16 protein-coding genes are annotated in these 19,408 nt (G+C 70.0%); 11 read left to right on the forward strand and 5 right to left on the reverse strand.

All coding sequences use genetic code 11. The annotated features are described in order from the left end of the window. Window positions 1-175 precede the first annotated feature (175 nt). From KOD61_RS01475 to folK, 6 genes are all read left to right on the forward strand, one after another. The gene (locus KOD61_RS01475; RefSeq protein ID WP_215220231.1) at window positions 176-595 is read left to right on the forward strand and encodes a DUF2231 domain-containing protein; all 420 of its coding nucleotides are present in this window, start codon (window positions 176-178) and stop codon (window positions 593-595) included. Next, on the forward strand, window positions 592-1,878 hold the full coding sequence (locus KOD61_RS01480) for a PQQ-dependent sugar dehydrogenase (protein WP_215219321.1): 1,287 nt from the start codon (window positions 592-594) through the stop codon (window positions 1,876-1,878). Before KOD61_RS01475 ends, KOD61_RS01480 begins: the two co-directional genes overlap by 4 nt. Window positions 1,879-2,002: 124 nt before the next feature. Beyond that, window positions 2,003-3,037 carry a tRNA (adenosine(37)-N6)-threonylcarbamoyltransferase complex transferase subunit TsaD gene (gene tsaD / locus KOD61_RS01485; protein ID WP_215219322.1) on the forward strand — a complete coding sequence of 345 codons (1,035 nt, stop codon included), beginning with the start codon at window positions 2,003-2,005 and terminating at the stop codon, window positions 3,035-3,037. Window positions 3,038-3,045: 8 nt separating this feature from the next. Then, window positions 3,046-3,411 (forward strand): dihydroneopterin aldolase, encoded by a 366-nt coding sequence (gene folB, locus KOD61_RS01490; protein ID WP_215219323.1) that lies wholly within the window; start codon window positions 3,046-3,048, stop codon window positions 3,409-3,411. Continuing rightward, the gene (locus KOD61_RS01495) at window positions 3,408-4,718 is read left to right on the forward strand and encodes a mechanosensitive ion channel family protein (RefSeq protein ID WP_215219324.1); all 1,311 of its coding nucleotides are present in this window, start codon (window positions 3,408-3,410) and stop codon (window positions 4,716-4,718) included. Before folB ends, KOD61_RS01495 begins: the two co-directional genes overlap by 4 nt. Before the next feature lie 15 nt (window positions 4,719-4,733). Further along, on the forward strand, window positions 4,734-5,216 hold the full coding sequence (gene folK / locus KOD61_RS01500; protein WP_215219325.1) for a 2-amino-4-hydroxy-6-hydroxymethyldihydropteridine diphosphokinase: 483 nt from the start codon (window positions 4,734-4,736) through the stop codon (window positions 5,214-5,216). A gap of 17 nt (window positions 5,217-5,233) precedes the next feature. Here the strand turns inward: folK and KOD61_RS01505 are convergent, their stop codons facing one another. After that, a complete protein-coding gene (locus tag KOD61_RS01505; RefSeq protein ID WP_215219326.1) occupies window positions 5,234-5,968 on the reverse strand; it encodes a pteridine reductase in 735 nt (244 codons plus the stop codon). Window positions 5,969-6,047: 79 nt separating this feature from the next. Here KOD61_RS01505 and KOD61_RS01510 point away from each other — a divergent pair, with 79 nt between their 5' ends. From KOD61_RS01510 to KOD61_RS01520, 3 genes are all read left to right on the forward strand, one after another. Beyond that, entirely contained in the window at window positions 6,048-7,250 is a 1,203-nt protein-coding gene (locus KOD61_RS01510; RefSeq protein WP_251370619.1) for a class I SAM-dependent methyltransferase, read from the forward strand. Then, entirely contained in the window at window positions 7,247-7,675 is a 429-nt protein-coding gene (locus KOD61_RS01515; protein ID WP_215219328.1) for a VanZ family protein, read from the forward strand. The genes KOD61_RS01510 and KOD61_RS01515 overlap by 4 nt, the downstream gene beginning before the upstream one ends. Window positions 7,676-7,817: 142 nt before the next feature. Further along, on the forward strand, window positions 7,818-10,421 hold the full coding sequence (locus KOD61_RS01520) for a TonB-dependent receptor plug domain-containing protein (protein WP_251370620.1): 2,604 nt from the start codon (window positions 7,818-7,820) through the stop codon (window positions 10,419-10,421). Between the two features lie 54 nt (window positions 10,422-10,475). On the opposite strand, the gene KOD61_RS01525 is transcribed toward KOD61_RS01520, so the two are convergent. Both KOD61_RS01525 and KOD61_RS01530 read right to left on the reverse strand, forming a co-directional pair. Then, window positions 10,476-11,702, reverse strand: a complete 1,227-nt coding sequence (locus tag KOD61_RS01525) for a multifunctional CCA addition/repair protein (RefSeq protein WP_215219329.1) — start codon at window positions 11,700-11,702, stop codon at window positions 10,476-10,478. 22 nt (window positions 11,703-11,724) lie between these two features. Then, complete coding sequence (locus KOD61_RS01530) at window positions 11,725-13,755, reverse strand: lytic transglycosylase domain-containing protein (RefSeq protein ID WP_215219330.1); 2,031 nt, start codon at window positions 13,753-13,755, stop codon at window positions 11,725-11,727. Between the two features lie 70 nt (window positions 13,756-13,825). Here KOD61_RS01530 and KOD61_RS01535 point away from each other — a divergent pair, with 70 nt between their 5' ends. Further along, window positions 13,826-14,623: a sulfite exporter TauE/SafE family protein gene (locus KOD61_RS01535; RefSeq protein WP_215219331.1), complete on the forward strand. Its 798-nt coding sequence runs from the start codon at window positions 13,826-13,828 to the stop codon at window positions 14,621-14,623. A gap of 136 nt (window positions 14,624-14,759) precedes the next feature. Further along, window positions 14,760-17,669, forward strand: coding sequence for a TonB-dependent receptor plug domain-containing protein (locus tag KOD61_RS01540; protein ID WP_215219332.1), 2,910 nt, complete (start codon window positions 14,760-14,762; stop codon window positions 17,667-17,669). Between the two features lie 45 nt (window positions 17,670-17,714). Here the strand turns inward: KOD61_RS01540 and KOD61_RS01545 are convergent, their stop codons facing one another. Then, window positions 17,715-18,458: an endonuclease/exonuclease/phosphatase family protein gene (locus tag KOD61_RS01545; RefSeq protein ID WP_215220233.1), complete on the reverse strand. Its 744-nt coding sequence runs from the start codon at window positions 18,456-18,458 to the stop codon at window positions 17,715-17,717. A 78-nt stretch (window positions 18,459-18,536) separates the two neighbouring features. Continuing rightward, window positions 18,537-19,367: a thiol:disulfide interchange protein DsbA/DsbL gene (locus tag KOD61_RS01550; protein ID WP_215219333.1), complete on the reverse strand. Its 831-nt coding sequence runs from the start codon at window positions 19,365-19,367 to the stop codon at window positions 18,537-18,539. Window positions 19,368-19,408 lie beyond the last annotated feature (41 nt).

Raw genomic sequence — 19,408 nt, forward strand, 5'->3', positions numbered from 1 at the left:
CAGGTTCGGCTGGTGGGCGAACCGCGTCGCCTCACGGCGACATGACACCACGGGCGCGAAGCTGCCGGGTGATGACCGGGCGGCAATGTCCCATTCGCCGCGCGCGCCCTGCCCACCCGCACCCAGGAGGACCGCCGTGGCCGTCGCTGCCGATCCACATCCCCACGCGCATCACGTGCGCGACTATCCATCGACGCGGGCCCCGCTCGCGATCCACCCGCTGCACGCGGTCGTGCTGGCCGGAACGCTGCCATTGCTGCTTGGCGCCCTGCTGACCGACCTGGCGTACCGCGCGAGCCACCAGATCCAGTGGAGCAACTTCGCCTCGTGGCTGATTGTCGGCGCGATGGTCCTCGTCGGCGTGGCCCTGGTATTCGCGCTTGTCGACCTGTTCCGGGCCGGCAAGGGCCGCGGCGTGCCGTACTTCGTACTGCTGGTCGTAACGTTCGCGCTCGGCGTGGTCAACGCGCTGGTCCACGGCCAGGACGCGTGGGCGATCATGCCCGAGGCGGTGGTGCTGTCGGCGGTGGTCTTCCTGCTGGCCTGCGTGGCGACCTGGCTCGGTTTCTCCGGATATCGTCGGGGTGCGCCATGAACCGCCGTGTCGCGTGCACCGCGATCGCCGCCGTAGTGCTGCTGGCTGGATGCGGTGGCAATCCCCCGCCACCGGAGTACGGCGCCAGCCCGACACTGCCCGAGCCGCAACGTGGCCTGCTGCCGAGCATGGTCATCGCCGACCCGGGCGAATGGGGCGACCGCAGGCCGGTCGTGCCCGACGGCTACCGCATCGACGCGATCGCGACCGGATTGCTGATCCCGCGGCAGACGCTGGTGCTGCCCAACGGCGACATCCTGGTGGCCGAGGGCCGTGGCGGCAACGCACCCAAGCTCAAGCCCAAGGACGTGGTCGCCGGGCCGATCAAGTCGGCTGGCACCACGTCGGTCGAGAGCGGCAACCGCCTGACCCTGCTGCGCGACGCGGACGGCGACGGCACCTATGAACTGCAGACGGTGTTCGCCGAGAACCTCGACGCGCCCTACGGGCTCGCGCTTGTGGACGGGTCGCTGTATGTCGCCAACCAGGGTGCGCTGGTCCGTTTCGACTACACCGAGGGCCAGACCCGTGCCAGCGCGGAACCGGTCGAAGTCACCAAGCTGCCGTCGGAAATCAACCACCACTGGACCAAGGCGATGACGGCCAGCCCCGACGGGCGGTTCCTCTATGTCGGCATCGGGTCCAACAGCAACATCACCGAGCGTGGCATGACCGCCGAGGTCGACCGCGCGATGGTGTGGCGGATCGATCCGCAGACCGGCATGCACAGTCCCTACGCGACCGGGCTGCGCAACCCGACCGCGCTGGCGATCCAGCCGGGCACCGACCAGCTCTGGGCGGTGGTGAACGAGCGCGACGAGCTCGGCCCCAACCTCGTCCCCGACTACCTGACGTCGGTCCGCGAGGGCGGCTTCTACGGCTGGCCGTACAGCTACTGGGGCGGCAACGTCGACCCGCGGGTAATGCCCCAGGACCCGGAGAAGGTCGCCGCGGCGATCGTGCCGGATTACGCGCTCGGCTCGCACGTGGCGGCGCTCGGGCTGGACTTCTCGACGCCCGCGATGGGCGCAGCGTTCGCCGAAGGGGCCTTCGTCGGCGAGCACGGAAGCTGGAACCGCAGCGAACCGGTCGGTTACAAGGTCGTGTTCGTGCCGTTCCGCAACGGCCGCCCCGCCGGTGACCCGGTCGATTTCGTAACCGGGTTCCGGGTCGACGGCAAGACCTACGGCCGCCCGGTCGGCGTGACGGTGGATCCGCGCGGCGCCCTGATCGTCGCCGACGACCTGTCCAACACCATCTGGCGGGTGACGCCCAGCCGTTGACCCGCGGCAAGCGAGCCACGCTCATGCCGGGCCCCGATACCCCGGCGCGGGCTATCCTTGCGGGCCGGACACGCCACCGGCGTGCCCACTCGCAATCGCGCCTGCGCGACCCCAGATCGGCTGCATGAAAGTCCTCGGTATCGAAACCAGTTGCGACGAGACCGGCGTGGCCGTGTACGACACGGAAGCCGGCCTGCGCGCGCACGCGCTCTACAGCCAGATCGCCCTGCACGCCGAGTACGGTGGCGTGGTGCCCGAGTTGGCCAGCCGCGACCACGTGCGAAAACTGCTGCCGCTGATCCGCCAGACGCTGGCCGAGTCCGGCATGGCGGTCGATGACATCGACGGTGTGGCCTATACCGCCGGCCCGGGGCTGGTGGGCGCGTTGCTGGTCGGGGCCGGGGTTGCGCGTGCGCTGGCCTGGGCCCTCGACGTGCCGGCGGTCGCGGTCCACCACATGGAAGGCCATCTGCTAGCGCCGCTGATGGAGGACGACCAGAGCGATCCGCTGCGCGGCCGGCCGGAGCCGCCGTTCGTCGCACTGCTCGTCTCCGGTGGCCATACCCAGCTGGTCGCGGTGGACGCGATCGGCCGCTATCGCTTGCTCGGCGAGACGCTCGACGATGCCGCCGGCGAGGCTTTCGACAAGACTGCCAAGCTGATGGGCCTGCCGTACCCGGGTGGACCGCAGCTGGCGGCGCTTGCCGGCCAGGGGCGCGCGGGTGCGTTCAGGTTCCCGCGGCCGATGACCAACCGGCCCGGCCTCGACTTCAGTTTCAGCGGGCTCAAGACCCAGGTGCTGCTGGCCTGGCGCGACAGCGACAAGACCGACCAGACCCGCGCCGACATCGCCCGCGCGTTCGAAGAAGCTGTGGTCGACACGCTGGCGATCAAGTGCGAGCGCGCGCTGGACGCGGCCGGCTGCGACACCCTGGTGGTGGCCGGCGGCGTCGGCGCCAACACGCGGTTGCGCGAGCGGCTCACCGCGATGACCGCCGCGCGCGGTGGCCGTACGTGCTTCCCGCGGCCGGCCTTCTGCACCGACAACGGCGCCATGATCGCCTTCGCCGGCGCGCTGCGGCTGCAGGCCGGCCAGCGCGAGGACGCCTCGGTGCGCGTCACCCCGCGCTGGGACATGGCCACGCTGCCCGCCGTCTGAGGAGACGCATGGACAAGGTATTCATCGAAGGCCTCGAGATCGAGGCGCTGATCGGCATCTACGACTGGGAGCGACGCATCCGCCAGGCGCTGGTGTTCGATATCGAGATGTCGTTCGACAACCGCATCCCCGCCGCCAGTGACGCAATCGAGGACACCCTCAACTACAAGGCGGTCAGCAAGCGGGTGATCGAGTTCGTGTCCGGGTCCGGCTACGGGCTGGTCGAGACGCTGGCGGAGAAAGTCGCGGCGATCATCCTCGACGAATTCGCGGTGTCGCACGTTCGGCTCAAGCTCAGCAAGCCGGGCGCGGTGCGCGGTGCGCGCGCGGTCGGGGTGATCATCGAGCGTTCGGCCGCTACCCTTGCCCGATGATTGATCCCGCCAGCATCGAACTGCTCGCCCCGGTTTCCGGATTCCCCTATGCCCGCCCCGTGCTGGGGCTGCTCGCGCTGCTGCTGGTCGCCTGGCTCGCCAACTGGGTGACGCGGCGGATCCTGCTGCAGGTGGTGGGGCGCGTCGCGGCGGCCTCGCCGATGCACTGGGACGACGCGCTGATGCGCCGCAAGGTGCTGGCCAAGCTGTCGCAGGTGGTGCCGGCGATCATCATCGCTTCCGGGATCCCGCTGGTGCCCGAACTGCACCCCGGCGTGGTCACCGTCGTGCGCAACGTGGCGCTGGCGTGGATCGCGCTGACCGTCGCGCTCGCGCTGAGCCGCCTGCTCGACGCGGCCAACGACCTCTACGTCGACCACAGCCCGCGGGCGCACGAGCGGCCGATCAAGGGCTACCTGCAGGTCACCAAGATCGTGCTGTTCGTGTTGGCCGCCGTGATCGTCATCGCGACGCTGATCGAGCGCTCTCCGCTGCTGCTCCTGTCGGGCTTCGGTGCGATGAGCGCGGTGCTGCTGCTGGTGTTCAAGGACTCGATCCTGTCGCTGGTGGCGAGCGTGCAGCTGGCCGGCAACGACATGCTGCGGGTGGGCGACTGGATCGAGATGCCGTCCCAGAACGCCGATGGCGACGTCATCGACATGGCGCTCAACACGGTCAAGGTCCAGAACTGGGACAAGACCATCACGACGGTCCCGACCTACAAGCTGATCAGCGAGAGCTTCAAGAACTGGCGCGGCATGCAGGAGTCGGGCGGTCGCCGGATCAAGCGCTCGCTGCTGATCGACCAGAGCTCGATCCGCTTCCTCGAAACCGCCGAGCGCGACCGGCTGTGCCGGATCGCGCTGATCGACGACTACCTCGAGCAGAAGCGCGGCGAACTGGAGGAGTACAACCAGGCGTTGCTGGCCGGTGGCAAGGATCCGGTCAACACCCGCCGGGTCACCAACATCGGTACCTTCCGCGCCTACGTCGAGCAGTACCTGCGCGCGCATCCGGGTATCAACCAGGACATGACGCTGATGGTCCGGCAGCTCGCGCCGGGCGCCACCGGGCTGCCGCTGGAGCTGTACTGCTTCACGGCGACGGTGTCGTGGGAGCCGTACGAGAACACCCAGTCGGACATTTTCGACCACCTGATCGCGATGCTTCCCGAGTTCGGCCTGCGGCTGTACCAGGCGCCGGGCGGGGCCGACGTGGCCGGCGCGCTGGAGCGACTCGGGCGGGACGTGCCCGGGGGGGCGGCAGCGGGCGACAATGCCGCGAGCGCCGGGCCATCCGGCCCCTGACCGAAAGCCCACGCCATGAGCCGTGCCTACCTCAGCCTCGGCAGCAACCTTGACCCGGCCCGCCACCTGCGCGGCGCGATCGACGCGCTCCATCGGCGCTTCGGTACCGTTGTCCTGTCGCCGGTGTACCGCACCCGCGCGGTGGGGTTCGACGGCAGCGACTTCCTCAACGCGGCCGCCGTGATCGAGACCGACCTCGCCCCGCAGGCCCTCAACGACTGGCTGCACGCCCTCGAGGACGAGCACGGGCGCGACCGCAGCGGTCCGCGCTTCGGCGACCGCACGCTCGACATCGACGTGGTGCTGTTCGACGACCTCGTGCTCGGCGGGCCCGGCAACCTGCGCATTCCGCGACCCGAGCTCAAGCACGCTTTCGTATTGCGGCCACTGGCCGACATCGCGCCGGACGTGATCGTGCCGGGCGACGGCCGCACGCTGGCGGCGCTGTGGGATGCGCACGCCGAGCGCGATGCCGGGTTGGAGATCGTCCGGATCTGAACCGCGCCGGGATCCACTCAGCCGGCGAGCATCCGCCCGCCGTCCAGGTGCAACACCTGGCCGGTGCTGTAGCCCGCGTCCTGCACCAGCCAACGCACCGCCTCGGCGACCTCTTCGGGGGTGCCCGTGCGGCCGAGTGGGGTACGCGCCAGCATCGACGCGCGGTCCTCCGCGTCACCGTTTTCCTCCGGCCAGAGGATTGCGCCCGGCGAGACCGCGTTGACGCGAACCTCCGGGCCGAGCTCCAGCGCCAGTGAGCGCGTCATCATCAACAGCGCGGCCTTCGCCATGCAGTAGACCGTGTGCTCGCGCAACGGGCGCTCGGCGTAGACGTCGACGAGGTTGACGATCGCGCCCTGCGAAGCGACCAGGTGTGGGGCGGCGGCCTGTGCGAGGAAGAACGGCGCACGCGCGTTGCTGGCCATCAATGAATCCCACTGCGCCGGCGTGGTGGTGCCCACCGGGGTCGGCTCGAAGGTGGAAGCGTTGTTGACGAGCGCGTCGAGCCGACCGAAGCGACCAACCACCTGGGCGACCAGCTCGGGCAGCCGGTCGAACGCGGCCAGGTCGGCCTGCAGCGCCAGCGTACTGCCGGGACGCCGCGCCTCCAGTTCCGCCGCCAGCGCGTCGCGCTCGCGGACGGACGTGCGGCAGTGCAGGGCGACGTCGTAGCCGGCGGCATGCAGCGCGCGCGCGATCGCCGCGCCGATGCGGCGTGCACTGCCGGTGACCAGGGCAACCCGGGTGTCCAATGGCGTTCCTCCAGTGTGGGTTCGCGCGATGCTGCCGCGCGTGCCGTTATCCTGCGTGACTGCCCCAGCGGATGCCACCGTGACCGACTTCAAGTTGCCAGTCCCCGATGCCGACGCCGCCGCCCACAGCGCGCGGCTGGCGACGCTGATCCGGGAGCAGATCGAGGCGGGCGGTGGCGTGGTCCCGTTCTCGCGATTCATGGAGCTGGCGCTGTATGCGCCGGGGCTGGGCTACTACAGCGCGGGAGCGAGCAAGTTCGGTGAAGCGGGCGATTTCGTCACCGCGCCGGAGCTGGGGCCGGTGTTCGCGGCCTGCATCGCCGAGTCGCTGGCCCCGGTACTGCAGCAGATCGGCCCGCAGGCGCGCCTGCTCGAGCTGGGCGGTGGCACCGGCGCGTTCGCCGAGGTCGCGCTCAAGCGCCTGCTCGAACTGGACGCGTTGCCCGACCGCTACGCGATCCTCGAACCGAGCGCCGAGTTGCGCCAGCGCCAGCGTGATCGCCTGCAGCAGCGGCTGATCCCGCCGGTATTCGAGCTGGTCGAGTGGCTCGATGCGCCGTTTGCCGACGACTGGGAGGGCGTGCTGTTCGCCAACGAGGTCATCGATGCGCTGCCGACCCCGCGCTTCGCGATCGAGGGCGGCGGTGGCGGCGAGGCCGGCGAGGTGTACGAGGAGCATGTCGCACTCGAGGACGACGCGCTGGTGCGCGTGCTGCGGCCGGCCGATGCGTTCCTGACCAATGCGGTGCGGCACATCGAGCGCCGCCTCGAGCGTCGCTTCCCGTCCGGCTACCGCAGCGAGGTGCTGCCGCAGTTGCCGTACTGGATCCAGGCCGTCGCTGGCGGCCTGCAACGCGGCGCGATGCTGTTCGTGGATTACGGCCATCCGCGAGCGGAGTACTACGAACCCGGACGCGACGACGGCACTTTGCGTGCCTACTACCGCCATCGCATGCATGCCGATCCGTTGCTGTGGCCGGGCCTGCAGGACATCACCGCGTCGGTGGACTTCACCGCGCTGGCCGAGGCCGGCGTCGCGGCGGGCTTCGACTTCGCCGGTTACTGCAGCCAGGCCAGTTTCCTCCTGGGCAACGGCCTGGCCGGCGTGCTGCAACGGATCGAGGCGATCGATGATGCCGTCGAGCGCCAGCGCCGCACCAACGAGGTCAAGCGGCTGACCCTGCCGTCGGAGATGGGCGAGCGATTCCAGGTGATGGGCTTCGAGAAGGACGTCGAGTTCGGTGCCGCGTTCCTGGCAGGCGACCTGAGCTTCCGACTGTGAGCGGGGCCGGGCCGGCGGGGCGCACGCTGCGCGCGTTCCGGCACCCGGTTCTGTGGGTCGCGGGGTGGGTGCTGTTGTTTGCGCTGGTCGCCGTCGGCTCGCTGTGGAGCGCCGATGACCTCCCGAGCCCTTCGATCAGCGGCTTCGACAAGCTGCAGCATTTCGTCGGTTACGCGGTGCTTTCGGCCTGGGCGGTGATGCTGTTCGCCCGGATCCGGGCGCAGGCGCTGGCGGCGCTGCTTGTGATCGCCTTCGGCATCGCTATCGAGGTCGCGCAGGGCCTGATGACGGTCGACCGCAGCGCGGAAAGCGCCGACGCGGTGGCCAACGCATTGGGTGCACTTGCTGGACTGTTGCTGTCACCCACGCCGCTGGCTGGCGCGCTGCAACGGCTGGATGCGCGCCTGGGCCGTACGCGCGCCTAGGGGCGTACCTCGACGTCATTCCGTGAAGAACGTCACGATTTAGCAGGCGCGTGTCGCCGCGCGAGTGCTTGCGCGTGGCCGGCGGATGCTGGAGTCTGCGCGACGACAGGGGATGTCCACGACACACGGAAAGGAAACCGATATGCGCTCCATCGCACGTCACCGGCTTGCTGTGGCGGTCGCCGCCATGCTCGCGGCCAGCACCACGACCTCCACCGCATTCGCCCAGTCCCTCGACGACGTCGCGGCGCAACCAGCGTCGACCACTGACGAGGAGCCGACGGTTCTCGACACGGTGTCGGTCCTGGGTTCGCGCACCAAGCCACGCACCGAGGCCAGTTCGGCGGTGCCGATCGACATCCTCGATGGCGAGGAATTCCACCGGCAGCCGTCGGTCGACGTGCTCGACAAGATGCGCACGCTGGTGCCGTCGTTCAACGTCAGCACCATCCCGATCGACGACGCCGCGACGCTGGTGCGCCCGGCGAACCTGCGCGGGCTGCCGCCGGACAACACCCTGGTGCTGGTCAACGGCAAGCGCCGCCACCGCGCGGCGGTCATCACCTTCCTCGGCCACGGCCTGTCCGATGGCTCGCAGGGGCCGGACATATCGGTGTTCCCATCGATGGCGCTGGAGCAGGTGGAAGTCCTGCGTGACGGCGCCGCCGCGCAGTACGGCTCGGACGCGATCGCCGGCGTGGTCAACTTCAGCCTCAGGCAGCGCGACCGGGGCGGCGCAGTCGAGGCGTTCGCCGGCGAGTACTACGAGGGCGATGGCTTCACCGAGCAGTATTCGGCGCAGGTTGGCCTGCCGCTGACCCAGCGTGGCTTCGCCACCCTGACCGCCGAGTGGCGCAGCGCCGATGCGACCTCGCGCAGCGTGCAGCGCGACGATGCCGCGGCGGTCGCCGCCGCCGGTTACCCGGGGGTCGCCGACCCGGTGCAGGTGTGGGGTTCGCCGCAGACCCACGAGGACATGAAGTTCGTCGCCAACTTCGGCATCTCCGGCGACAGCGTGGATTTCTACGGCTTTGGCAACTACGCAAAGCGCGACGTCGAGGGCAGTTTCTACTACCGCAACCCGACCGACCGCGCCGGTGTGTTTTCCAATGACGGCGCCCAGACCCTGCTGGTCGGCGACCTCGATACCGGCAACGGCGTCGGCTGCCCGACCATCGCCCTGCGCGACGCCGACGGGAACCTGCTGCCGTATGCCGGCGTCGCCGCCGCGGTTGCCGCGCTGCCGGCCGAGTGCTTCACCCATCTGTCGCAGTTCACCGGCGGCTTCACCCCGCGCTTTGGCGGCCGCATGGAGGACCGGTCGCTGGTACTCGGCTTCAAGGGCATGTGGGGCGAGGGCTGGTACTGGGACATCAGCGGCAGCCGCGGCCGCAACGAAGTCGAGTTCTACATGCTCGACACGGTCAACGCCTCGCTCGGGCCCGACCAGCCGGCCGACAACGAGTTCGCGCCGGGGGCCAACGTGCAGACCGAGACCAACTTCAACTTCGACCTCGTGCGTGACCTCGACGTCGGTTTCGGCACCGGCGTGCTGAGCCTGGCGATGGGCGCGGAATGGCGCGAGGAGGAGTTCGAGGTCATCGCCGGCGACCCATCGTCGTACGCGATCGGCCCACTGGTCGAACAGGGTTTCTCGCTCGGCTCCAATGGCTTCAACGGCTTCAACCCACGCGTCGCCGGCAGCCACAGCCGCGACAACTGGGCGCTTTACATCGACGCCGAAAGCCAGCTCACCGAGCAGCTGCTGCTGGCCGCCGCGGTGCGCCACGAGGACTTCAGCGACTTTGGCGGCACCACGAACTGGAAGCTCACCGGCCGCTACGACGTCAGCGACGCGTTCGCGCTGCGCGGTGCGGTCAGTACCGGCTTCCGTGCGCCGACGCCGGGCCAGGCCAACGCCGAGCAGGTCATCACGGAGTTCGCGGACGGCCACCTGCTCGACAGCGCCTCGCTGGCCCCGACCAACCCGATCGCGGCGTTCTACGGCGCCGAGCCGCTGCAACCCGAGGAGTCGAGCAATGCGTCACTCGGAGTGGTCTGGAACAGCGGTGGCTGGCTCACCACGCTCGACGCCTACCGCATCGAGACCGAAGACCGCATCGCCCTCAGTGCCGGCTTCGAAGTCACCGACGCGGACCGCGCGGCGCTGGTCGCCGGCGGCAACCCGGAGGCGGCATCGATCAGCCAGGTGAAGTTCTTCGTCAACGACTTCGACACCACGACCACCGGCGTCGACCTCGTCTCCAGCTACACCAGCCAGCATTTCGGCGGCGACACCACCTACTCGCTGGCGGCCAACTGGAACCGCACCGAGGTCGACGACTTCACCCCGGGCATCATCTCCGAGGCGCGGGTCAAGAAGATCGAGGAATCACTGCCGCGGACCAAGGGATACCTGGGCATCGAACACCAGCGCGAGGTGTTCCACGCCAGCCTGCGGTTGAATTACTACGGGTCGTTCTACGAGGACCACCTCGACAGCGACGTGGTGCTGGCGGCGGACGGCGGGCTGCCGATCCATGGCGACAGCGCGGTGACGGTCGATGCCGACATCGGCTGGAAGTTCGCCTCGGGCCTCTACTTCAGCCTCGGTGCGCAGAACCTGTTCGACGAAATGCCCGACGAGAACCCGTGGGCCGGCGTTGCCGGCGCGCGCTACCCGGTGCACACACCGTACGGCTTCAACGGCGGCTTCTATTACGCGCGCGTCGGCTACGAGTTCTGAGCCACGCCCTGCTCGGGAATGCCGGGTACCCGCGCGGGTGCCCGGCGATCCGGTCTAGGGCTTCTTGCCGGTCGCCGCCGCTACTGCGCGGATGCGCGCGGCGCGCATTGCCTCACCGATCGCCGGGCCTTCCAGGCCTTCCGGCAGGTCCGACGCCCGCACCGCACAGGCTGCCGCGTGTGCCCGGCGCAACAGCTCCGCCGACGGGTAAGGCGCGTCCTGCAGACCCGCGCGTCCGCGTTTGTCGGCCTCGCAGACCGTCGCGATCTGCGCGATCCGTTCCGGCCGGCGGAAACCGTCGCAACGCTCGATCAGCTTCACCGCGGTCGATGCGCGCAACTCGTCGAAACGGTGCACGTTGAGATGCTCGCGGCAGCAGGCGATCGCCAGCTCGCGGTGCGCGACCGGCACCTTCAGGCGTTCGCACACCCTGCGCACCGGCGCCACGCCCGCCTGCTCATGGCCGATGTGCTTGGGCAGCACGTCCTCCGGTGTCAGGGCCTTGCCCAGGTCATGCACCAATGCGGCAAATCCGATCAGGTCGTCGCCCGGTGCCAACCTGGCGGCCATGTCGCAAACCAACTCCACGTGCACCCCGGTGTCCACTTCCGGGTGGTACTCCGCGCGCTGGGGCACGCCGTACAGCGCATCGACTTCGGACAGCACCACCGCCAGCGCGCCGCAATCGTGCAGCGTGCGCAGGAAGGCCGACGGGCGTTCGCTCGCAAGCGCACGACGCAGTTCCTGCCAGACCCGCTCCGGCACCAGCTCGGCCAGTTCGCCCGAGTCGACCATTGTGCGCATCAGCGCCATGGTCTCGTCGGCGACCTGGAACCCGAGCGACCCGAACCGCGCCATGAAGCGCGCCGCGCGCAGCACCCGCAATGGATCCTCGACGAAGGCATCGCCGACGTGCCGCAACACGCGCGCCTCGATATCCGCGGCTCCGCCGAACGGGTCGACCAGCTGCCCGTCGACGTCCTGTGCGATCGCATTGATGGTGAAGTCGCGCCGCCCGAGATCCTCCTCCAGGGTCACCGTCGGGTCGGCGTCGACGACGAACCCGCGATAGCCGCGGCCGGATTTGCGTTCGGTCCGCGCCAGCGCATGTTCCTCGCCGGTGGCGGGATGCAGGAACACCGGGAAGTCCCGCCCGACCGGCTTGAACCCGGCCGCTTCCATCGATGCCTGGGTTTCGCCGACGACCACCCAGTCGCGGTCGCCGGGTTCGAGCCCAAGCAACCGGTCACGCACCGCACCGCCGACAAGGTAGGTCTTCATGCCGCCCATGATGCCGGCGAAGTCAGCCGGCCGGGCAGGCGAACTGTTTGCGCGGCCCTTCGACGCGTCCTTCCATACGGTCGGTCAGCCGCAGTGCGTCGCCGTCGAGCCGCCAGTCGTAGATGACGCTGAAGGCCAACACCCGTGCGACGTAGTCGCGGGTTTCGGCATAGGTGATCGTCTCGATCCAGAAATCGGCGTCCATGCCCGACCGGTCGTCCTGCCAGCGGCGCAGCGGGGTCGGCCCGGCGTTGTAGCCGGCAATCGCGAAGTACGGCTTGCCGCCGTACTCGTCCAGCATCTGCCGCAGGTAGGCGGTGCCGAGCACGATGTTGGTGTCTGCGTCGTACAGGCTCTCGCCACCGCCCCAAGGCTGGCCGATGCGCCGGGCCACCGCCGCGCCCGTCGACGGCAGCACCTGCATCAGGCCGCGTGCGTCCGCGCCCGAGCGCGCCTGCGGATTGAAGATGCTCTCGGCGCGGATCTCCGCCGCCACCCAGGCCGGGTCGATCCGGTTGCGACGGGCCTCGCGCCGGATGGTGTCGTCGTGGTGAAGCGGGAAGCGCAGCGCGTAGTAGTTGCGCTCGTCGGACTCCAGCCCGAACACACCACGGTCGAACCAGCCGTTGGCCTGCGCGACTTCCACCGCGATGCGCCGCTGGCGGTCGTCGAAACGCTCCAATGCGTCCTTCCACTCCGCCACCGCCCAGCCGTGGCGGCCGAGCCGGGCCAGGCGAACGGCGCGCTGCAGCGCCGCGTCGCTGGCCACCGCCGCCTTGGTCGCGGCGTCGGCGTCGACCTGCGCGGGGCACAGCGCGTAGGGCTGGTCGAGCCGGTCGGCCGCGAGGAAGCCGTGGAACTCGGGCTGGTCGGCCGCGGCGGCGTAACGGGCCCGTGCGGTCGCCCGGTCGCCGGTCAGTTCGGCCAGTCGGCCTTCGAAGTACTGGTATTTCGAATCGTTGCGCTGCTCATCGCCCATGCGACGGATCGCGTTGAGCGCCGCCGGCCAGTCCGACCGCGCGATCGCCGCGCGCACCTGCCACTCGTGCAACCGTTCGTCGTAGCTGGCCGCCGGCACCGCGGCCAGGCGTCGCCCGGACTCGGGCAGCAGCGATGCCGCGGTCCACAGCGCGACCATGTACAGCGCGCGGCCCCGGTCGGCCTCGGTGAACTGGAGCGCGGACGCGTACTGCGGGAGCAGTACTTCAGCGCGATCGGGGTCGGCCTTGCCGAGCCTGGCCAGGCCGTGTGAGGCGACCCACCGGCTGCGTTCGGTCTTCGGCCATTGCAGCGCGCGCGTATGTGGCGCATCGATGAACGCCGCGTAGTCTTCGGCCAGCACGCGCTCCGCCTCCGGCAGGTCCCGGGCGATCGCGCGCATGACCCCCGGTTGCCACGCGGCGGCGGCTTCGTCGAATCGCTGCCAGCGCATCGCGCCGGTCAGGCCACCGCGCTCGGCCAGCGCCGCGAACACGGGATCGCAATCGTCGGGCAGCGACTGCCCCTTGCTGCCGTTCCAGATCGCCTGCGCGTCGGTGGTCCACTGCGTGTCCGTACGGCCCAGCGCCAGCTCCGCGCCCAGCTTGGCGCACCGCAACTTGGTGGAGTCGACCTGGTCACTCCACGCGGCCAGGAACGCGGCATCGTCGTCGCGCCGGGCGGCGGCGGCCAGCCACACTTCGCGGAAGGTGTCGGCGACCGCGTCACCGCGGTAGCGCTGCAGGAACTCCATCGCGCGGTCGGCCGTGATCAAGTCGATGTCGCGGCGCAGGCCGGCGTACTCGACCCACCGGTACAACGGGTGATCGGTCAGGTCACCGTCGCGCGCGGCGTCGAAACTGCCGCGCTCGGCCGCCTCGATGGCCGCGCCGATCCGCTCCAGGCGCGGGTCGACCACCGGCGCTACCGCGGGGCCAGCGACGGGCGGTGCCACGGGTGTCGCGGTCCGCGTCGGGGGCTCGGCGGGCGGGACGGGGTTGGACTGGGCGCAGGCGACGGTGGCGAACGTCGTCGCCAGCGCGGCGAAGGCGAGGTAGAGCGGGCGGGGGACCATTCGGCGAATATAGCGAGGCGAAAGTGAACGTTTCAGCTTCGCGCGTTCACCTCACCGACCCGGAGTCCGCATGTCGATCGAGTGGTTGCTGTTTCCATTGCTGGGCGTTGTCGCGGGCGTGCTCGCGGGCCTGCTCGGCGTGGGGGGCGGGCTGGTGCTGGTGGCCGCCCTGGCGTGGTTGCTGCCGCTGCTGGGCGTGCCGGCCGAGGCGGCGATGCACGCGGCGCTGGCGAGTTCACTGGCAAGCATCGTGCTGACCGCGGCGGCCTCGGCGCGCGCGCACGCGCGGCGCGGCAGCGTGCTGTGGCCGACGGTCGCCTGGATGGTCCCGGGATTGCTGCTGGGCGGCTGGCTCGGCAGCGGCCTGGCGGTGCGGATCGATGATGACGTGCTGCGCTACGTGGTGGCGGGCTACTGCCTGCTGGCGGCCGCGCAGTTGCATTTCGGCAAGCCGCGCACGGGCGGCGGAGATGCGGTGGTGCCACGCGGTCCGGCGATGAGCGGCGCAGGCGCCGGCATCGGTGCACTGTCGGCGGTGGTCGGCATCGGGGGAGGCAGCATGACGGTGCCGCTGCTGGTCTGGCGCGGTGTCGCACCGGTGCGCGCGGTGGGGACCTCGTCGGCCTGCGGCGTGGCGATCGGGTTGGCCAGCGCCGCCGGCTACGCGCTGCACGCGCCGCCCGGGGCGCTGCCCGAGCACGCGATCGGCTATGTATACCTGCCCGCCGCCATCGGCGTGGCGGTGGCATCGGTGTTGGCCGCGCCGTACGGCACCCGGCTTGCCCACCGGCTGCACGGCGACGTCCTCAAGCGGGTGTTCGCGCTGTTCCTGGTGGCGGTCGGGGTGAGCCTGCTGGCAGGCCGATAGCGGTTCGCGACCGGCCTGGGCCCGGGGCGGGTGCCCTTTGCCTGTTGTGGCGGGGTCATGAATTGTTTACAACCGGAACCACGCCGCAGACAGGGGTGCGGCGCCCTTGATCGTTTTTCTATGGAGAGAGAAGTCGATGAACGCACCCCATCGCCATCGCCTGGCGACCGCCGTTTCGTTGTGCCTGATCGCCGCCGCCCCCGGGTTGGCCGTTGCCCAGGACGCGCCGCAGCCATCCAGCGCCACCACCCTGGACACCGTCCAGGTCACCGGTACCCGCATCAAGAAGGCGGAGATCGAAAGCCAGACACCGGTCCAGACCCTCAGTCGCGAGGACCTCGAGCGCACCGGCCTGACCTCGGTCGGTGACATCCTGCAGGAGCTCACCGGCGCGGGCTCCGCGCTCAACACCAAGTTCAACTCGTCGGGCAATTTCGGCTTCTCGCCCAACGGCGACGGCGTCGGCGCGGGTTCGGCCCAGGTCGACCTGCGCCACCTGGGCGCCAAGCGCGTGCTGGTGCTGGTCGATGGCATGCGCTGGGTCAACGAGTCCTCCGCGTCCGGCGTGGGCGCGACCACCGACCTCAACACCATCCCGCTGGCGATCGTCGAGCGCATCGACGTGCTCGAGGACGGTGCGTCATCGCTGTACGGCTCGGACGCCATTGCCGGCGTGGTCAACATCATTACCCGGCGCAACTTCGAAGGCGGGCAGCTCTCGCTCAACGTCGGCCAGTACGGCGAGGGCGACGGCACCAGCAAGGGCGTCGACGTGGCATGGGGCATGAATACCGACCGCAGCAACCTGTTCCTGGGAGCCAGCTACGTCGAGCAGGACGAGATCCTGGCGAACACCCGCGAGCAGGCGAGCTTTCCGGTGCCGGGCACCGGCCTGGCATTCGGCAGCTCGGGCACGCCGCGTGGCCGCTTCATCTTCACCGACCCGGCCACCGGCGCCACGCTCGACCTGACGCCCAACGAAGGCGCCAGCGACCCGACCTACGACCCGGCCCAGACCGGTTGCGAGCGCACCGACGACTACCACTGCTTCGGTACGCCGGACCGCTTCAACTTCGCCCAGTACAACATGCTGCTGACGCCGTCCAAACGGATGGGGCTGTTCGGCCAGTACCGGTTCTACTTCAGCGACACCGTGCACGCCTACGCGAAGGCCCTGGTCAACCGCCGCGAGTCGGTCAACCAGGCCGCGCCCGAGCCGATCTTCCTGGGCGCGGACGCCGGCACCGGCAACCCGATCTCCGACGGCATGTTCATCTCGGCCGACAACCCGTACAACCCGTTCGGGTTCGACCTGGTTTCGGTCGACGACCCGGCGACGCCGGAGAACGAACTCAACTTCATCCTGCTTGGCCGGCGTCCGGTCGAGGGCGGTCCGCGCGTGTTCGAGCAGGAGGTCGACACCCAGTACGTCGGCGCCGGGCTCGAAGGCAGCTTCACCGCCGGCGATCGCACCTGGTTCTGGGACGTCAACGCGGCGCACAGCCGCAACGAGGCCGAGCAGACCAACTTCGGCAGCTACGACATCCGCAACATCGCCCTCGCGCTGGGTGACCCGGCGGCCTGCGCCGCGGTGGCGGGCTGCGTGCCGCTGAACCTGTTCGGCGGCCCGGGCACCATCACCCCGGAGATGCTGGCCTTCATCCAGCCGGTCGTGCACGACCGCAGCGAGCAGAAGCTCAGCCAGTTCACGGCCAACATCTCCGGCGACCTGCTGGAACTGTGGGCCGGCCCGCTGTCGGCCGCCGCCGGCATCGAGCATCGCCGCTACGAGGGTTCGTACACGCCCGACCCGCTCACCGTCGCCGGCTTCTACAACGGCGTGCCGTCGTTGCCGACCTCGGGCGACTACGACGTCAACGAGGCCTACCTCGAGCTCAACGTGCCGCTCATCACCGAGGGCGCGTTCGGCAAGAGCCTGGACCTGAGCCTGGCCGGGCGCTATTCGGACTACTCCACCTTCGGCGGACAGTTCACGCCGAAGTACGGCCTGCGCTGGCAGGTGGCCGACGAGCTGCTGTTGCGCGCCACGTACGCCGAAGGCTTCCGCGCGCCGTCGATCGGCGAACTGTTCGGCTCGCCGAGCCGGGCCGACCTGCAGATCGACGACCCCTGCCTGGTCGGCACCGACGGCAGCGCGCCGACCGGCGACCCGGGCAACTGCGCCGCGCTCGGCGTGCCGGTCGGGGCCGAGCAGACCAACTCGCAGATATCGGTCACCACCGGTGGCAACGAGGACCTCGAGCCGGAGACCGCGCGCAGCTTCACCGCGGGGCTGGTGTTCAGCCCGTCGCTGGCCAGCGGCGTGTCGTGGTCGGACCGGCTCGACCTTGAGCTGACCTACTACCGCCACAGCATCGACGGCGCGGTCCAGGCCATCGACGCCCAGACCCAGCTCAACCTGTGCGTGGAGACGCTTGATCCGCTGTACTGCGAAGGCATCGAGCGTTCGCCGATCGGCGGCATCAGCGCATTCAACAACCGCCTCACCAACCTCGGCTCGATCAAGACCGCCGGCTGGGATGCCGACGTGTTCTGGACCCTGCCGGAGATGGCGGCAGGCCAGTTCAAGGTGATCTGGCAGAACACCTTCGTGACCGGCTACGACGCCGTCGGCGCGGCGGGCCAGCGCCAGCCGCAGGGCGTGGGCATCGAGGTCAACGACAGCGCGATCCCGGATTGGACCTCGACCGCTACGCTCGACTGGCGCCGCGGCCCGTGGAACGCCTCGTGGAGCGTGCGCCACATCAGCGAGCTGGAGGAGAACTGCGGTGACGCCGCATCGTTCGCGATCTGCGGCAACCAGGCCGAGGGCACCAACACGCTCGAGGCGATGACCTACCACGACCTGCAGGTCGGGTACCGGTTCGAAGTCTTCAGGAGCCTGCAGCTGACTGCCGGCGTGAACAACCTGCTCGACGACGATCCGCCGATCTGCCTGTCGTGCTCGCTCAACGGCTACGACGCTTCCACCTACGACATCCCGGGTGGCCGTTACTTCTACATGCGGGCCGACCTGCGGTTCTGATCGGAGCGGTCAAGGCGCGGCCGGTGGTTCGCCACCGGCCGCGTGTCAGGACAGCGCCTCTTCGGGGACGTCCAGCTCGAGCGACAGCGCGAGGTGGTCGGACATCGCCGCCGGCATCGCGCAGGTGTCGGAGCACGCCAGCCCGTCGCTGATCAGGATGTGGTCGATCGCGCGCTGCGGACGCCAGCTGGGGAACGTCGGCACCACGCACGCAGGCGGCTGCAGCCGGGTGGTGCGGAACAGTGCCTGCATTTCCGGCCGTTCGACCGGACAGTTGAAGTCACCCATCAGCACCGCGTGCGGATGGTCCTGCAGCAGCTCGGCGATGAAGCCCAGCTGCGACGCGCGCGACGTCGCCCCGAGCGACAGGTGCGCCACCGCGATCACCAGCCCCGCGTCGCCGTCACCGAAACGTGCCATCAGCACGCCGCGGCCACTGATGCGTCCCGGCAGCGAGTGGTCGATGACCTCCCGAGGTTCGAGCTTGCTGAGCAGTCCGTTGGCGCTGGACGCCACCCCGCCGACCCGCCGGTTGGGCTGGTGGCTCCAGTAGTCGAAGCCGCCGCGCTGGGCGAGGTAGTGGGTCTGGTTGGTGAACCCCGAGCGCAGGCTGCCGGGGTCGCTCTCGTTGAGGCCGACGATGTCGTACTGCCCGGCCAGCTGCGCGATCAGGTCGAGGCTGCCGCGTTTGTTGCCGGCCGGCAGCACGTGCGACCAGCTGCGCGCGACGTAGTCGTGGTAGCCGCGCGTGCTGGACCCGGCCTGGATGTTGGCGCTGAGTAGCCGCAACCGCCGCGCGCCGCGCGGCGGCGCCGCAACGGCGGGTTGCTGGTCGGGACCTGGGCTGGACACGGTGCCCGGTGTCGCTCAGTCGGCGCTGGCGCCGTCGGCGGGGGCCGACGGGGCGGCACCGGCATCGGCGGCGCGTTCCATCGCCACCAGGTGCTCGGCGATGCGCAGGTTTTCTTCGTGGCTGCGGCCGGTGACGCGGTACTTGCCGTCGACGATCAGGACCGGGGTGGAGTCGACCCCGCTGCGCTGCAGGAACTGGCCGGCCTGGTTCATCTTGGCCTTCACCGCGAAGCTCGACATCGTGCTGGCGAACTGCTTCGGGTCGACCCCGAATTGCGCGTAGAACTGGCCCAGCTGCTCGTCGGTCGGCAGCGGCTGCACCGGCAGGCTGCGGTCGACGTGGACAGCGCGGAACATCGCATCGTGGCTGCGCTCGGCAACACCCATCGCCTGGGCCGCGTAGAACGCCTTCGCATAGGGCTCCCAGTAGCCGCCGAACGCTGCTGCCACCGGCTCGAAGCCGACGTCGGCCGGCAACTTCGCCGCCCAGCTGCTCACCAGCGGCTCGAACGTGGCGCAGTGCGGGCAGGTGTAGCCGAACACCTCGACCACCTCGATGTCGTTACCCGGGGTGAACTGGGTGCCGCCCGGGATCACGATGTAATCCTGGCCGGCCACCGGCGCCGGGCCGGTGGGCGGGACGACCGGGCCCGGCGTGCGTGCCGGCGCCTCGGCGACGGCCGGGGCGTTGGTGCCAGGCGTCGCGGTATCGGCGGTGCCGGCCGGAGCAGCATCCGTGGCGGCCGGGGTCGCCGGCGCGGGCGCTTCCTGCGAGCAGGCGGCCAGGGCGAGGGCGCCCGCGAGGGCGAGGCCGAGACGGTGGAACGTTGCCGGGCGTGCGGTCATGGGTGGATCTCCGGATTCGGAAGGGTTGGAATGACGTTCGG

This window comes from Lysobacter luteus, assembly GCF_907164845.1.
GTDB lineage: Bacteria > Pseudomonadota > Gammaproteobacteria > Xanthomonadales > Xanthomonadaceae > Novilysobacter > Novilysobacter luteus.

Coding starts and splice junctions, on each gene's coding strand:
- KOD61_RS01480 (WP_215219321.1), top strand. CDS start 592: ATGAACCGCCGTGTCGCGTGCACCGCGATCGCCGCCGTAGTGCTGCTG.
- tsaD (WP_215219322.1), top strand. CDS start 2,003: ATGAAAGTCCTCGGTATCGAAACCAGTTGCGACGAGACCGGCGTGGCC.
- folB (WP_215219323.1), top strand. CDS start 3,046: ATGGACAAGGTATTCATCGAAGGCCTCGAGATCGAGGCGCTGATCGGC.
- KOD61_RS01495 (WP_215219324.1), top strand. CDS start 3,408: ATGATTGATCCCGCCAGCATCGAACTGCTCGCCCCGGTTTCCGGATTC.
- folK (WP_215219325.1), top strand. CDS start 4,734: ATGAGCCGTGCCTACCTCAGCCTCGGCAGCAACCTTGACCCGGCCCGC.
- KOD61_RS01520 (WP_251370620.1), top strand. CDS start 7,818: ATGCGCTCCATCGCACGTCACCGGCTTGCTGTGGCGGTCGCCGCCATG.
- KOD61_RS01525 (WP_215219329.1), bottom strand. CDS start 11,702: ATGAAGACCTACCTTGTCGGCGGTGCGGTGCGTGACCGGTTGCTTGGG.
- KOD61_RS01530 (WP_215219330.1), bottom strand. CDS start 13,755: ATGGTCCCCCGCCCGCTCTACCTCGCCTTCGCCGCGCTGGCGACGACG.
- KOD61_RS01535 (WP_215219331.1), top strand. CDS start 13,826: ATGTCGATCGAGTGGTTGCTGTTTCCATTGCTGGGCGTTGTCGCGGGC.
- KOD61_RS01540 (WP_215219332.1), top strand. CDS start 14,760: ATGAACGCACCCCATCGCCATCGCCTGGCGACCGCCGTTTCGTTGTGC.
- KOD61_RS01550 (WP_215219333.1), bottom strand. CDS start 19,367: ATGACCGCACGCCCGGCAACGTTCCACCGTCTCGGCCTCGCCCTCGCG.